The organism is Chryseobacterium sp. ERMR1:04 (assembly GCF_001297705.1).
Classification (GTDB): Bacteria; Bacteroidota; Bacteroidia; order Flavobacteriales; family Weeksellaceae; genus Chryseobacterium.
Window position 1 is genome coordinate 580419 of record NZ_LIRF01000003.1, and the last position, 15673, is coordinate 596091.

At 33.9% G+C, this 15673-nt stretch carries 12 protein-coding genes; 5 read left to right on the plus strand and 7 right to left on the minus strand.

What is annotated here, in order from left to right:
• Positions 1 to 9 precede the first annotated feature (9 nt).
• Positions 10 to 3495, minus strand: coding sequence for a DUF2723 domain-containing protein (locus tag AMQ68_RS02770; protein WP_054509090.1), 3486 nt, complete (start codon positions 3493 to 3495; stop codon positions 10 to 12).
• A gap of 222 nt (positions 3496 to 3717) precedes the next feature.
• On the opposite strand from AMQ68_RS02770, the gene AMQ68_RS02775 reads away from it, so the two are divergent.
• The 4 genes from AMQ68_RS02775 (at position 3718) to AMQ68_RS02790 (ending at position 9300) form a co-directional block, all read left to right on the plus strand.
• Positions 3718 to 4755: a PLP-dependent cysteine synthase family protein gene (locus tag AMQ68_RS02775; protein ID WP_054509091.1), complete on the plus strand. Its 1038-nt coding sequence runs from the start codon at positions 3718 to 3720 to the stop codon at positions 4753 to 4755.
• A gap of 74 nt (positions 4756 to 4829) precedes the next feature.
• Complete coding sequence (locus AMQ68_RS02780) at positions 4830 to 6092, plus strand: pyridoxal phosphate-dependent aminotransferase family protein (RefSeq protein ID WP_054509092.1); 1263 nt, start codon at positions 4830 to 4832, stop codon at positions 6090 to 6092.
• A gap of 73 nt (positions 6093 to 6165) precedes the next feature.
• A complete protein-coding gene (locus tag AMQ68_RS02785; protein WP_054509093.1) occupies positions 6166 to 7053 on the plus strand; it encodes a DMT family transporter in 888 nt (295 codons plus the stop codon).
• 57 nt (positions 7054 to 7110) lie between these two features.
• A complete protein-coding gene (locus AMQ68_RS02790; RefSeq protein WP_054509094.1) occupies positions 7111 to 9300 on the plus strand; it encodes a radical SAM protein in 2190 nt (729 codons plus the stop codon).
• Positions 9301 to 9741: 441 nt separating this feature from the next.
• Here the strand turns inward: AMQ68_RS02790 and AMQ68_RS02795 are convergent, their stop codons facing one another.
• The 3 genes from AMQ68_RS02795 to atpD form a co-directional block, all read right to left on the minus strand.
• Positions 9742 to 10563: a hypothetical protein gene (locus tag AMQ68_RS02795; protein ID WP_054509095.1), complete on the minus strand. Its 822-nt coding sequence runs from the start codon at positions 10561 to 10563 to the stop codon at positions 9742 to 9744.
• Positions 10564 to 10643: 80 nt separating this feature from the next.
• Entirely contained in the window at positions 10644 to 10931 is a 288-nt protein-coding gene (locus AMQ68_RS02800) for a F0F1 ATP synthase subunit epsilon (protein ID WP_054509096.1), read from the minus strand.
• Between the two features lie 56 nt (positions 10932 to 10987).
• A complete protein-coding gene (gene atpD / locus AMQ68_RS02805) occupies positions 10988 to 12496 on the minus strand; it encodes a F0F1 ATP synthase subunit beta (RefSeq protein WP_054510000.1) in 1509 nt (502 codons plus the stop codon).
• Positions 12497 to 12843: 347 nt separating this feature from the next.
• Here atpD and AMQ68_RS02810 point away from each other — a divergent pair, with 347 nt between their 5' ends.
• On the plus strand, positions 12844 to 13764 hold the full coding sequence (locus tag AMQ68_RS02810) for a bifunctional riboflavin kinase/FAD synthetase (protein ID WP_054509097.1): 921 nt from the start codon (positions 12844 to 12846) through the stop codon (positions 13762 to 13764).
• A 46-nt stretch (positions 13765 to 13810) separates the two neighbouring features.
• On the opposite strand, the gene AMQ68_RS02815 is transcribed toward AMQ68_RS02810, so the two are convergent.
• From AMQ68_RS02815 to AMQ68_RS02825, 3 genes are all read right to left on the minus strand, one after another.
• Positions 13811 to 14314 carry a hypothetical protein gene (locus AMQ68_RS02815; protein WP_054509098.1) on the minus strand — a complete coding sequence of 168 codons (504 nt, stop codon included), beginning with the start codon at positions 14312 to 14314 and terminating at the stop codon, positions 13811 to 13813.
• Positions 14315 to 14511: 197 nt separating this feature from the next.
• Positions 14512 to 15015, minus strand: a complete 504-nt coding sequence (locus AMQ68_RS02820; RefSeq protein WP_241775037.1) for a YbaY family lipoprotein — start codon at positions 15013 to 15015, stop codon at positions 14512 to 14514.
• Positions 15016 to 15177: 162 nt separating this feature from the next.
• Positions 15178 to 15534, minus strand: a complete 357-nt coding sequence (locus AMQ68_RS02825; protein WP_054509099.1) for an MmcQ/YjbR family DNA-binding protein — start codon at positions 15532 to 15534, stop codon at positions 15178 to 15180.
• Positions 15535 to 15673 lie beyond the last annotated feature (139 nt).

Genomic DNA, 15673 nt, shown 5'->3' on the forward strand with positions numbered 1-15673 from the left:
TCGTTTTGATTATTGTGTTGCTTTGATAATTGAAGTTGTGATCTGCTCTTCTTTTTCTTTTGAATACGTAGAGTCAAAAGGCTGCATAATATCAAAAAGATATTGGTAGAAAGGTGTGATCTTTTGAACCCCTTCAGATTCTTTCATTGCTTTCTCTTTACCCATTTCTTTAAGATTTTCAACAAATCTATTAAATTTCTTATCAATTGGCTCAATAGATTTCACCAAATAATCATAGGCTTTATCTTTTTGGCCGATCTTCGTATAAGCATCTGTAACCGCTGAAACTACTAATGAATATTCCATTGGTTTTGTTCTCATTTGTCTTCTTACAAACTGCTGTTCATAAGGAGTCAGTTTTAAATAGTAATCATACTCTTCAAAAATTCCTTTCTTAAGAACTTCTGCCAATTGCAATGCTTTTTTCTCTTGTCCGGCAACGATATATCCGTAAACCATTGAACTTAAAGAACGAGGATCATTGTATTTTTCAGCCGGAATTTCTTTTGAAGCTAAATCTAACAATTCAATTGCTTTTCCTTTTTGTCCGCTTAAAGCTAACGCCGATGCTGCTCTACTTGCAGAACTTCTGTAGCTCATAATGTTAGACGTTGCCGTTTCATCAAAATGAACATTCAGGTCTTTGAAATTACCCCATCTGAAGTTTTTAACTACATTGTATAATGAGTTCGGATCTACTCTTCCCATTTCTCCATCTGCACTTGGTGGTGTATGGATAGGAACTAATCTATAAGTGAAACCATCAAACTGAAGATATTCATCAAGATAGAAAATGTTTTCGCTATCGTAAATACCTCCTGAAGAGAAGTTAATAGGTCTTTTCCAATCAAAATTAGCTAAAATATCCAGCATAATTAAGTTGTTTTTGAAAAGTGTATTTCCTTTATACGTGATCATAATCTGATTTGCCGTATTCGGAAGATCAGCCTGATTAATGATTCCAGCTTTTAAAGCGTTGTCTTTATTTACAGGTAAAATGAATTTGTTAACCGGAAGAATATTATACTTTTCATATTTATCTTCTCCGAAATACATTTTTAAAAGTTCATTCTTTGCAGCAGAATTATGCTTAATAAAGCTCATTGCATCTTTCATCGTCATAGAATCCTGAGTAAGATACTTTCTGAATTCTGCAAATTCTGTTTCGGGTGCCCCTTGTTCTTTCAACATAGAGAAAACGCCTTCCCAATCTGATTTTTTCATCAGATAGATCTGATCATTTACTCCATCTCTGTAGTCATCGTGTGTCAATTGACTAGGTATTGCTGCTGCGTTGTAGGTTCTTCTTTTTATTTGATCGATGTTCCAAGGAGTTGATGCTAACGTAAAGTTAACTACTTTTACATCATCTCTAAAGTTTTCAGTCTCCTGAATCGCCCAAACCGGATACGTATCATTATCCCCGTACACGAATAAAATCCCTTTTTCCGGCAATGATTTCAATACAGAATAAGAATAATCATAAGAAGTATATCTGCCATGTCTGTTGTGTACATTATAGTTCTGGAAGCCCATCATAAAAGGCACTCCCAAAAGAATTACCCCAAAAGCAATATTAGCAGCGTTAGATTTTATTTTACCTTGTAAGAACCATAAAATGGCTCCCGCTCCTAAACCAATCCATATAGCAAATGCGTAGAACGAACCTACCATTGCATAATCTCTTTCTCTTGGTTCGAAAGGTTTTACTCCTGTATAGAAAATAATACCTACACTCGTTACAATAAATAGAGATAGTATTGCATAGAATCTTCCAAAATCTCTGTTTAATTGGAAAAAGAACCCGATTAAACCTAATATTAATGGTAAAAAGAAGAAGGCAACCGTACTTTCATTTTTGAATTTTGCAGGCATCGCCTCTTGGTTTCCTAATCTTGCATTATCAATAGCAGGGATTCCTGAAATCCAGTTTCCTTTCGTGTCTTCATAGCTTCCTTCAAGATCATTTTGTCTTCCTACGTAGTTCCACATTAGGTATCTTACAAAGTAATATCCGTTCTGGAACGTAAAGAAATAATCCATATTCTGAGCCAATGAAGGCTTCTGAACATTAATCAAATTATAAGGTTTTACCTTTAAATAATCTGCTGCCGTAATTGTTTTATCTTCATATTTACCCCTTAATTCGTCAAAGATCTGCTTAGCCTGAGGGCTATCTGCAACATCTTCGTTGGCATAATTGAATGTAAAATCAGGAGCTCCATACATAGAAATGTAATTGGCCATCACATCTTTATCTTCATTAAACATCCTAGGCATTAAACTTACCTGAGACTTACTGAAAACATAGTTGAATCTGTCACCCGTTTTTCTATACGTTCCTGTTTTTTCGTCTTTTTCGTAGATATCTCCCGTTTTGGTTGTCTTGAAACTTCCGTCTTCATTTTTCTCAATACCATTAGCATCAAGGAAAGCCGTATAGTTTTGACCATAAATTGTTGGCCAGTCTCCGTACTGTACTCTGTTATAATAATCCAACATTCCAATTGCAGTATCAGGATCATTAAGGTTCATTGGAGTATTGGCATTCGCTCTGATAGGAATTACCATCCAACAAGAGAAACCAATCATCATGTAAACAATAGAAAGAGCAACTGTCTGAAAAATATGTTTTTTCGCTTTTCTTGCATACTTAATCATGAAATAGCAAATAGCTACCATTACAATAAATCCTACAATCGTTCCCGAGTGGAAAGGAAGCCCTAAACCATTCACAAAGAATATCTCTAGCTTACCAAACATTGACATGATTAAAGGGAAGATGATTTTGAAAACAATAATTAAAATCCCTAGTGTAATTAAATTAGCATAGATGAAATTTTTCCACGTAAACTTATAATTTCTAGCATAATATACTAAGCATACTGCCGGAATTGCCAACATACACATCATGTGCACTCCAACAGAAAGTCCTAAAATAAAGAAAATAAGAATGATCCATCTTTCATTATCTGCTGCCTTATATTCATTCTCCCATTTGGTGATCAACCAGACTAGCAATGCCATAAACATTGAAGCCATCGAATAAACTTCCCCTTCTACTGCCGAGAACCAGAATGTATCTGAAAAGGTAAAGCATAACGCTCCTACCATTCCGGCAAACAGGATAGAAATTTCCTGATGTTTCGTAATTTCTTCAAAATCTTTGTTCAGAAGCCTTCTCACGAAATGAGTGATCGTCCAGAACAAAAATAAAATAGTAAATGCGCTAAACAATGCAGACATCGCATTGATCACGATAGAATAATTTTCACCTTTCCCTAATGCAAAAATGGCTGCCACAGCACCCACGATTTGAAATAAAGCCGCTCCGGGAGCGTGCGTTACCTCTAATTTTACAGCAGAAGAAATGTACTCACCACAATCCCAAAAACTAAAATTAGGTTCAATAGTTGATAAGTACGTGAAAAACGCAATGACGAAAATCACCCAGCCTAAAACGGTGTTCCATTGCCTAAAAGTCCAATTTTTCATAGTATTAAATCAATTACGCGAAAATAAGCCTTTTATATGATTCTATGTCGATTTTAACAAAATTTAAAAATTTTGGCTCATTATTTGTGACCATAGTAGAGCTGGATTGCAAATGAAAGAATGATTATTTACCAATAGGTACTTAGAAATCAAACAAAAGTTTAGAAATTATTTATTTTTTTGTATTTTTGCGGTCAGATTTTTATTGAAAAATAACAAATAATGAGTAATGTTTACGATAATATCCTTGGCCTAATAGGGAACACGCCTATGGTAAAGCTAAATGCTGTAACGAAAGATATTCCTGCAACCGTTTATGCCAAGTTAGAATCATATAATCCTGGACATTCCACTAAAGATAGAATAGCACTTCATATTATAGACAACGCTGAGAAAAAAGGTTTATTAAAAGAAGATTCCGTAGTTGTAGAAACTACTTCCGGAAACACAGGATTTTCTATTGCAATGGTTTGCATCATCAAAGGATATAAATGTATTCTTGCTGTAAGTGATAAAACGAAGCCCGAAAAAATTGCTTACCTTAAAGCACTTGGCGCCATTGTATATATATGTCCTGCTAATGTACCAGCAGACGATCCTAGATCATATTATGAAGTTGCCAAAAGAATTGCTTCAGAAACACCAAATTCAGTGTACATCAACCAATATTTTAATGAGTTGAATATTGATGCACACTATCAGACTACAGGTCCTGAAATTTGGGAGCAAACCGAAGGTAAGATCACTCACCTTATGGCTTGCACTGGAACAGGTGGAACGTTGTCGGGTTCAGCAAAATATTTAAAGGAAAAAAATCCGAATATCAAGATAATCGGTGTAGATGCTGATGGTTCTATTTTAAAGAGTTTCCACGAAACAGGAGAAATCCACAAAGAAGATGTTCACCCTTACCAAATTGAGGGAATGGGAAAAAACTTGATCCCTTCTGCTCTGCTTTTTGATAAAGTGGATGAATTTGTAAGAGTCAATGACGAGATGTCAGCCTACAGAACCCGTGAGATTGCTTTGAAAGAAGCTATTATGGGAGGTTATACCACCGGAGCTGTAACTCAGGGATTGATACAATATGCACAATCTCACGAGTTGACAAAGGATGACTTAGTGGTTTTAATTTATCCTGACCATGGGTCAAGATATATTACCAAAGTATACAGCGACAAATGGATGGCGGAACAAGGTTTCGTTAATAACTGTGTTCACAATTACGATGAAGTTTTTAAAACAGAATTCATCAAATAATAAATAATTTTATACAAATTAAGCCTTTTTTGTACATCACAAAAGGCTTTTTTTACTTAAACATCATTAATAAAATGTTAGATATTTTTGAACGTATTAAACAAAATCCTGGTCCGCTAGGGCAATTTGCAGATTATGCAGAAGGATATTTTGTTTTCCCAAAATTGGAGGGCCCAATTGGTCCAAGAATGAAATTTCAGGGTAAAGATGTAATTTTCTGGAGTGCAAATGATTATTTAGGACTTTGCAACCACCCGGAAGTTTTAGAAGCTGATGCCAAAGCAGCTGCAGAATTCGGAATGTTTTATCCGATGGGCGCAAGAGCAATGTCTGGTGAAACACAACAACATCAACAACTGGAAAAAGAATTAGCAGAATTCACTCAAAAAGAGGCTGCTTATTTATTGAATTTCGGTTATCAAGGGATGGTTTCAGCAATTGATGCATTGGTTACAAGACATGATGTAATTGTTTATGACGCTGATTCTCACGCTTGTATTGTAGACGGAGTTCGTTTACATATGGGCAAAAGCTTTACGTTTAAGCATAATGATATTGCAAGTTTAGAAAAAAACTTGGCGAGAGCAACTAAAGTAGCAGAAGAAAACGGAGGAGGAATTTTAGTCATTACGGAAGGTGTTTTCGGAATGAGAGGAATGCAGGGGAAATTAAAAGAGATTTGTGATCTAAAATCAAAATTCAATTTCAGATTATTGGTAGACGACGCGCACGGTTTCGGAACTTTGGGTACAACCGGAGCTGGAGCAGGTGAAGAGCAAGGTTGCCAAGACCAGATTGATGTATATTTCTCAACTTTTGCTAAATCTATGGCAGGTTTCGGAGCATTTCTTTCAGGAGATGAAACGATTATCAGATTCTTAAAATATAATCTTCGTTCTCAGATTTTTGCTAAATCTTTAACAATGCCAATGGTAATCGGAGGTTTAAAAAGATTAGAGCTGTTAAGAACGCGTCCTGAAATTAAAGCTAAACTATGGGAAAACGTAGTTAAACTTCAAAACGGGTTAAAAGAAAGAGGTTTCAACCTTGGAAACACCAATACATGTGTAACGCCTGTATTCATTAAAGGAACTACTATTGAAGCGACTCTTTTAGCGAAAGATTTAAGAGAAAATTACGGAGTATTTACCTCAGTGGTAGTATATCCTGTAATTCCAAAGGGAATGATTTTATTAAGATTAATTCCTACCGCTTCTCATACAGATTCAGAAATTAATGAAACATTAGCTGCTTTTGAGGGAATCAAAGAAAAATTAGATTCAGGTGCCTACGCAGAAATGGAAAAACAAATGAATATCGAGTACAAACAGATGTAATATCGATATCGTCATATAAACAACAAAAAAACCACTGATTATTTTCAGTGGTTTTTTATAAAATAAATAGTCAATGAAATTCAAAGGGTATGCATTAGGTATTCTATCTTCTGTGTCGTACGGTTTAATTCCGATTTTTATCTTACCTATCAAGCAGTCTAATTTTTCATTAGATATTACCTTATTCTATAGATTTTTATTTGCGGCGGTAATGGTTGGAGCTTATTTATTGTATTCCAAAGAGCGCTTTGCCATCAACAAAAGAGAAGCCTTAATATTAATTTGTTTAGGAATCTGTTATGCATTTTCTTCGGAATTTTTATTTTTAGGGTATGATTTTTTGACCCCGGGAATTGCATCAACCGCTTTATTTATTTATCCCGTGATTGTCGCGTTAATCATGTTTTTCATCTATAAAGAAAAACTGAAAAAGTCATCTGCACTCTCATTATTTCTGGCTTTTGCCGGTGTTATTGTCCTTTGTTTAAAAGGAACAGGACTAGAAATTAATTTTGCAGGATTGGGAATTGTAATGCTAAGTTCTCTTTTTTACGCATTATACATGATCATTGTCAATAAATCGAATCTGAAAATTTCAGGGTTTAAACTATCTTTTTATTCTATGATCTTTACATCATCATTTTTCATGATAAAAGCACTCGTCGGAAATCAGTCTTTTATAATTCCTGATGTAAGTACTTTTTTTAATTTGGCTGTTTTCGCATTTTTCACAACCGTTATCTCCAGTGTATGTTTGGTATTTACCATTAAATATATTGGCTCTACGCCCGCTGCTATTTTAGGGGCATTTGAACCTGTGGTTGCGGTATTGATTAGTGTTTTACTTTTCCACGAACAATTTACCCGTAATTTATTCATTGGGATTATCCTTATTGTTATAGCCGTCATCCTCAATGTGATCTCAGACAGTAGAAAGCCCAAAGAACTACAAAATGCCTAAAGCATTCATTTGTTTTCATACATTAAATATTTAAAATAACTTTGCAAAAAATTTCTTTTGAAAGATCTTCTTCTTATTACTCCGCCATTTACACAACTTAATACTCCTTATCCTGCTACCGCTTATATTAAAGGTTTTTTAAATACCAAAAATATTTCAAGCTATCAGATTGATTTGGGGATTGAAGTTATTTTAGAATTATTTTCAAAAGAAGGAATTCAGAAAATTTTCGATACACCCATTGATCTTAAAAATATTTCAGAAAATTCTCAGAGAATTTTTGCGTTAAAAGATGAATATGTAAAAACCATAGATCAGGTAATTCTCTTTTTACAGGGGAAAAATCCTACGTTGGCAAGACAGATCTGCAGCATGAATTTTTTACCGGAAGCTTCCCGTTTCAATCAGTTAGATGATATGGAATTTGCTTTCGGAAATATGGGACTTCAAGATAAAGCTAAACATTTAGCCACTTTATATTTAGAAGATTTATCCGACTATATTGTTGAAAATGTAGATTCAGATTTTGGTTTCAGCAGATATGCAGAGCGCTTAGGCAAAAGTGCCAATTCTTTTGATGAGCTTTATTTAAAACTATCAGAAGATCAAACTTTTATTGATCATATTTCATTAAAAATTCTTCATGAAAAACTAGAACTTGTACAGCCCAAATTGGTTTGTTTTTCAATTCCTTTTCCGGGAAATTTGTACTCTTCTTTTAGATGTGCCAAGTTTATTAAAGAAAATTATCCTCATATAAAAATAGCCATGGGAGGTGGTTTTCCAAACACGGAATTAAGAGAAATTAAAGATCAAAGAGTTTTTGAGTTTTTTGATTTTATTACGTTGGATGATGGTGAACTTCCGATTGAATTGCTTTGTGAAAGCGTTAATAACGAAGTAGAAACATCAGAATTCAAAAGAACTTTTTTAATTGAAAATCAAGAAGTTACTTATAAAAACAATTCAAAAAGACACGATTATAAGCAAGCAGATATCGGAACTCCCGATTATACTGATTTACAGTTAGATAAATACATTTCCGTTATTGAAATTGCCAATCCGATGCACAGTTTATGGAGCGACGGAAGATGGAATAAATTAACGATGGCGCACGGTTGCTATTGGGGAAAATGTACTTTTTGTGATATTTCTTTAGATTACATTAAAATTTACGAACCTATTTCTGCCAAAATTTTGGTAGACAGAATGGAGGAATTAATTGCCACAACTGGCGAAACAGGATTCCATTTTGTAGATGAAGCAGCCCCACCCGCTTTAATGAGAGAAGTTGCTTTGGAAATTTTACGAAGAAATCTCGTTGTGACTTGGTGGACGAATGTTCGTTTTGAAAAAAGCTTTACCAGAGATCTTTGTTTTCTATTAAAAATTTCAGGTTGTGTTGCGGTGTCAGGTGGATTGGAAGTAGCAAGTGACCGATTGCTAAAATTAATCGACAAAGGAATTTCTGTAGAACAAGTGGCTCAGGTTACCCGAAATTTTACTGAAGCGGGAATTATGGTTCATGCCTACCTGATGTACGGCTACCCTACCCAAACGATTCAGGAAACGATTGACTCTTTGGAAATGGTACGCCAGTTATTTGAAATGGGAATTTTACAAAGTGGATTTTGGCATCAGTTTGCCATGACTGCCCATTCCCCTGTTGGTTTAAATCCGGAGGAGTTTGGTGTTGTTCCTATTAAGCAAGAGATTTTATTTGCCAATAACGACATTGATTTTACAGACAAAACAGGAATAGATCATGGTAAATTTAGCTTTGGTTTAAAAAAATCTCTTTTCAATTATATGCATGGAATTAATTTTGAAATTCCACTCAATGACTGGTTTGATTTTAAAATTCCTAAAACAACCATTCATCCCGATTACATTCATGATTGTCTTTTAGATGATGGTGATTTCAAATTTAAAGGCAATTCAAAAATCATATTTTTAAGTAAAAACGTAATCGCTGAGAATTACATAAAAACAAAAAAGCAGAACTCGTGGCCGTATACACGAATTACATTCCATTTAAAAACGAATGTAATAACGGTAGATTTGGAGCAGGAAAAAGCAGAATGGCTGATAAAAGTTCTTCAGGAAAATTCGACAGATAATGCTAAAAAAATTACCCTTCAACAATTGAAGATGCAGTTTGAGGAAAATTTAGAAGACTTTGAATTATTCTGGTTTTCAAAACCGATGCAGCAGTTGAAAGATAATGGTGTTGTTTTGAGTTTGTAAGTTTATTTCCATAAAAAAGCTAATTTTTATGATTGGTATAAAGATTATAGTTAAGATGGATTACTAAAGAAATTAAGTTGAAAGTTTTTTAACGCAAAGGTTTATTATTAATTCTACATATTTAAGGGAGTAAAGAATTGAATCAATATAATTGATTCGTAAGAAGCTACCTTCATCAGCGACTTTGCCGCATCTCTTTGCCTACTTAAAAATAATAAATTTTTGTATTCAAAACTTTGCGTTAAAAAAAATTAGTGTTATACCCATTGTCTTCAACATAGTTTATAGAAATATTAGAGTCTAGATTCCTATGGAATGACAAAGTAAATAGAAAATAAAACTCTTGAAAATTAATTTTCAAGAGTTTTTTGTAAGTTTTGGATAAAGCCAATTGAATTTATCCTTATATAAACGGGCTAAAGCTCGTTCTTATTGATCATTTTATTTTTGAACACCATCTTTTACAACCTCTCCTACGGTTACTTTGTCCTGAAACTTAATAAAGGTAGGATCCATTATGGCCATTCGTTCTACGATCGCTTTATAAGTAGGAAATTTTAAAATGGAAGCTCTCCCAGACATCTCTCTGTACAGCGTAAAAGTCTTTCCTCCTGCAGTTTTAATCTGTTTAGTGGTGGTAATATATTTTCCTATATACTTACTTTTAGCATCATAGATCTCAATATCCACAAAAGTCTTTTCGGAAATAGTATCCTCAGAACCGAAACTTGCGGGTAGATTGGTAAAGTAGCCTACCGGAACACCATTGCTTATAATTTCACCTACATTATTGACCTCAATTTTAAGTCGATCAATTTTACTTCTTGTGGTGTAGGCATCCTTCGTTTTGCTATCCAATTTTCGCTTGGGTGGATTATTAAAAATATCATCCAGGGTCTTTACATTGATTCCTTTATTATCAATGATTTTCAAGTCTTTTATAGAGGTAAATACAGCCGATCGTTCTTCACCTGAAAAAGCAGATGGAGAAATATAGTCCAGATCTAATATTTTTTCTCTGTTGTAAACACGATTAAGCTTAATGTAGCTGTCTCTTACAGAATCTACGATGCTTTTATCAATAAATTGGATTGTGTATATTGGAGTTTCCTTAAGATCCAGAAAAGTATATTCATTAGACTTATTGGATATCTTGGCAACATGCACTCCATCGAGACTTACAATTCCTCTCTTGGTTTTAATATTTTGAGCGTTTACTATCATACTCAAAACTGTAAACAACATGATCATATTTCCCTTCATAGAATCAGATTTTTACAAGGCATAAAAAAAGTGTAACCAAAGTTACACTTTCTTGAAAATATATTTAGCGTTTCATTTAATTATTCGCAAAGGATGATTCCTTTATTATGATTAAATTCTACAACACCGCTTTTGATAGGATAAGAAAAAACAGATCCGTTTCCTCCTTCCTGAGTAGGTGTAAAGTTTTTAGCATATGCTTCATCAATAGAATCAGCAAAAATCTTTACATTACCTCCGATTAAAGAAGAAACAATTCCTGCGTGGTTTGTCATGATGTGAAATTCACCATTCTTTCCAGGCAACAATACAGAGTTTACTTCTCCTTCAAAAACTACGTATTCTGGTGTTAAAATTTTTATATTCATTTTAAATTGCTTTTGGCTTTTGGCTAATAGCTATTGGCTATCAGCAATTAGCATTATTATGCGTTATCAGCTAACATTTTGTCTCCTGCTGCGATCGCTTCTTCGATAGTTCCTTTCAAGTTGAAAGCAGCTTCTGGTAAGTGATCTAATTCACCGTCCATAATCATTGTAAATCCTTTGATTGTATCTTTGATATCTACTAATGATCCTTTAAGACCTGTAAACTGTTCTGCTACGTGGAAAGGCTGAGATAAGAATCTCTGAACTTTTCTAGCACGGTAAACAACAGATTTATCTTCTTCAGAAAGTTCTTCCATACCAAGGATCGCGATAATATCTTGAAGCGCTTTGTATCTTTGAAGAATTTCTTTTACTCTCTGAGCACAGTTATAATGCTCTTCACCGATAATTTCCGGAGCCAAGATTCTTGACGTTGAAGCCAATGGATCTACTGCTGGATAAATACCCAATGAAGCAATTTTTCTATCTAGTACTGTTGTTGCATCTAAGTGAGCAAACGTTGTTGCCGGAGCCGGGTCAGTTAAATCATCCGCAGGTACGTAAACCGCCTGTACTGAAGTAATTGAACCATTTTTAGTTGAAGTAATTCTCTCCTGCATCGCCCCCATTTCAGATGCCAATGTTGGTTGGTAACCTACCGCAGATGGCATACGACCAAGAAGTGCAGATACCTCAGAACCAGCTTGTGTAAAACGGAAGATGTTGTCTACGAAGAAAAGTACGTCTCTACCTTGCCCGCTTTCACCTCCATCTCTGTAGTACTCAGCTAATGTAAGACCAGAAAGTGCTACTCTAGCTCTTGCTCCTGGTGGCTCGTTCATTTGTCCGAAAACGAATGCAGCTTTAGATTCTTTCATAACCTCAAGGTCTACTTTAGAAAGATCCCAACCACCGTGTTCCATAGACTCCATGAATGCGTCACCATACTTGATGATTCCAGATTCTAGCATCTCTCTCAAAAGGTCATTTCCTTCTCTCGTTCTTTCACCTACTCCAGCGAAAACAGAAAGACCACCATGTCCTTTTGCAATATTGTTAATCAACTCCTGGATCAATACTGTTTTACCTACACCTGCACCACCGAACAACCCAATTTTACCTCCCTTTGCGTAAGGCTCAACTAAGTCGATTACTTTAATACCTGTGAATAAAACTTCTGCAGAAGTTGAAAGTTGATCAAATTTTGGAGCTGGTCTGTGAATTGGCAGACCACCTTCTTTAGAAATATTTTGAAGACCGTCGATAGCATCACCAACAACGTTGAATAGTCTTCCGTTCACAGCTTCACCAATTGGCATTGTAATAGGATTACCATATCCAATTACCTCTTGCCCTCTTTGAAGACCGTCTGTAGCGTCCATTGCGATACATCTTACTGTATCTTCACCAATATGTTGTTCTACTTCTAAGACTACTTTTTCACCGTTTCCTTTTGTAATTTCCAATGCATCATAAATACTTGGAATTGACTCCACATCTTTAAATACTACGTCGATTACAGGACCAATAATTTGAGAAATTTTTCCTTTAATTTGGTTTGCCATTGCTAAATTTTTTCTTGGTGCAAATATAATGATTCTTAGCAAACCCGCAATTGGTAAAAAAAAGATTTTTATCATGCTTTTTTCGCCCTATTAAATGTAAATTTTGATGCTTATTTTTTTGAATTTTCATTTAATTTGAATATAATAATGCGTTTTTACGACGCACTTCTCTTAAAAATAAGGTGAAATCTTTTTTATTGTTTATAATTTTCCAACAAAAAGAACGTTATAAAGCATTAGAAACCATATAATAAATAGTGTAAAATAGCATTCCCTGAAAATAAACCTTAGTATATTACTATAGATAATTTAAAGGCTTTATATTTGCAGTCAAATTTTTTTCCGTTTTGAAAGTTTTCAAGAATTTTAATGATTATTCTTCTCAAAAGCCTCTAGCATTGTCTTTAGGTATGTTTGACGGAGTGCATCTAGGGCATAAAAGTATTATCGATGAATTACAAAAAGTGGGTTCAGAGAACAATTTGGAAACTGCTATCCTTACCTTTTGGCCACATCCACGTTTTATTTTTAACCCCAATGAAGATTTAAAGCTTCTGAATACACTGGAGGAAAAAAAATCATTGATGGAAAAATATGGTATCCATAATTTATTCCTAAAAGAATTTGATGAAGAGTTTAGAAACTTAACAGGTGAAGAATTTGTTCGTCAGATTTTAGTTGAAAAACTCAACGTAAAGTATTTAATTATTGGTTACGACCATTCTTTCGGAAAAAATAAGAGTGGAAACTTTGAATTGCTTCAACAATTATCTAAAGAATTAGATTTTGAGGTTGAGCAAATGGAAGCCATCAACATTCATGAGAACAATATCAGCTCTACCAAAGTAAGAAATGCGCTTTTAACAGGTGATATTAAGGAAGCTAATGAAATGTTAGGGTACTCCTACTCTGTTTCCGGAACCGTAACGCACGGTAAGAAAATCGGAAGAACAATCGGTTATCCCACTGCCAATATCGCCACAGAATCTCTTAAGCTATTGCCTAAAAAAGGAGCTTATATTGTTGAAACTTTTGTGAAAGGTCAGCAATATAAAGGAATGCTAAGCGTGGGTACGAATCCTACTGTTAATGGGGATAAACTAACGGTTGAAGTATATATCCTTGATTTTAATGAAGATATTTACGATGAAAAGATCACCGTGAGATTCAGAGATTTCCTTCATGAAGAAATAAAGTTTGAAGGATTGGAAAAATTAATCGAAAGACTTGATGAAGATAAAAGATTAACAGAAGAATTTATCTTTTAAAAAAAACTGTTTCACACGTTGGTATGAAACAGCTCTTTAACACATTTTATTTTAGTATTTTTAAATAAACCTTTTGTAATTCTCCATTTAATTTCACCTTAGGAAATGCTTTATCATGATCAATGAATACATCTCCTTTTTCATTGGCTTTCCCGTTGCCGTCAGAATCCCATTCCGTAGAAATGTAATATTCTATACGATCTGCTGATTTTGGATCAACAAGTTTTGCGGCATCCTTAGGTACAGGTAAATCAATCGTAAACGGAACCGATTTCTGCTCATATTCTTTCTCTGCAATTAAGGTAGCTGCTGCATCTGCTAAAAGCGGATCGTGACCAAATAAACTTACCTTAAGCTTAGGATTTTTAATCGTAAAATTATCGGTTCCTGTAAATTCAATTTTTAAAATATCTTGTTTATCAGCTGTATTTGAATTTTCAGTTTTCGCCTCCGTATTCTCAGAAAGCGTTTTCTTTTCATTCGCATTACAACTTAATACGGTTACCGATAATGCTCCTGCAGCCATTAATAATGAAAGATTTTTTCTCATTTGTCTCTTTATTTTTTTGTTATTATTACCTGAACTTCCTTACAAATTGTATGCCTTAAAAAGATCGCTGTAAATTCATAGATTGTTTTCAATAAGGAAATCAATTTTGAAGGTCTTATAAAATTAACCAAAAGAATTTATCTTTTAAAATAAAAACTGTTTCACACCTTGTGTATGAAACAGTTGACTTCTATATTTTATTTTAGTATTTTCAAATAGACCTTTTGTAGTTCTCCATTTAATTTCACATTAGGAAATTCCTTATCATGGTCTATATAAATATCTCTTTTTTCACCCGCTTTACCATTTCCGTCAGAATCCCATTCTATAGAAACATAATATTTCATACGGTCTGCAGTTTTTGGATCAATACGGCTTGCTGCATCTTTAGGAATAGGCATATCAATCGTAAAAGGAACTGAGGTTTGCACATACTCTTTTTCTGTAATTAAGGTAGCCGGTGCATCTGCTAAAAGCGGATCATGAGCATATAAACTGACCTTTAATTTTGGATTTTTAATGGTAAAATTATCCGTACCTGTAAATTCTAATTTTAGATTTTCCTGATTCTCAGATGGATTTGGCTTTTCAGATTTTGCCTCAGTATTCTCAGAAAGCGGTTTCTTACCGTCCTTATCACAACTGAATACAGTTACCGATAATACTCCTGCAGCCACTAGTAATGTAAGATTTTTTCTCATTTGTATTTTATTTTTTGTTAATATCATTTTACAGCAATTCATAACAAATTTAATGCCTTTAAAAATAATTTTTATTTTTTAGTACATAAAACATTACAATAAACTAATAATCACTACCTAAAACCTTAAAAAATTGATTTAATTCAACACTATCTATTGTTTTTATGTAAAATCATTAATTTCACTTTGCACTTTTTTAGTTAAAGATTTAAATACCAAATCATAAGAATGATCAATTAATTTAAAAATCAAATCTCTTTTTAATCCATCTATAGAAACCGAATTCCAATGTGTTTTGTTCATATGGAAGGCTCCTGTGATTTGTGGATGTTGCTCACGAAGCTCTGCACTCCATTCCGGATCTGTTTTTACATTGATTCCTAATGGCTGTCTTTCTAAGCCCATTAATAAAAATATTTTCGTCCCGACCTTCATTACAAGCGTTTCATTATCAAAAGGAAAAGTTTCTGTAACTCCTTTTTTCGCAAGACAATAATCTAAAATTTCGTTGGCATCCATTTGTTTATATGTAATGAGTAATTGGTAATAATTTTATATACGCTTCGACTCCGTTCCGCATGACATTGTTAAAACTAAGCAGCTTTACCTTATCATACTTCTGAATCGAAACACGGGTTTATTATTTAAATTAAATAGT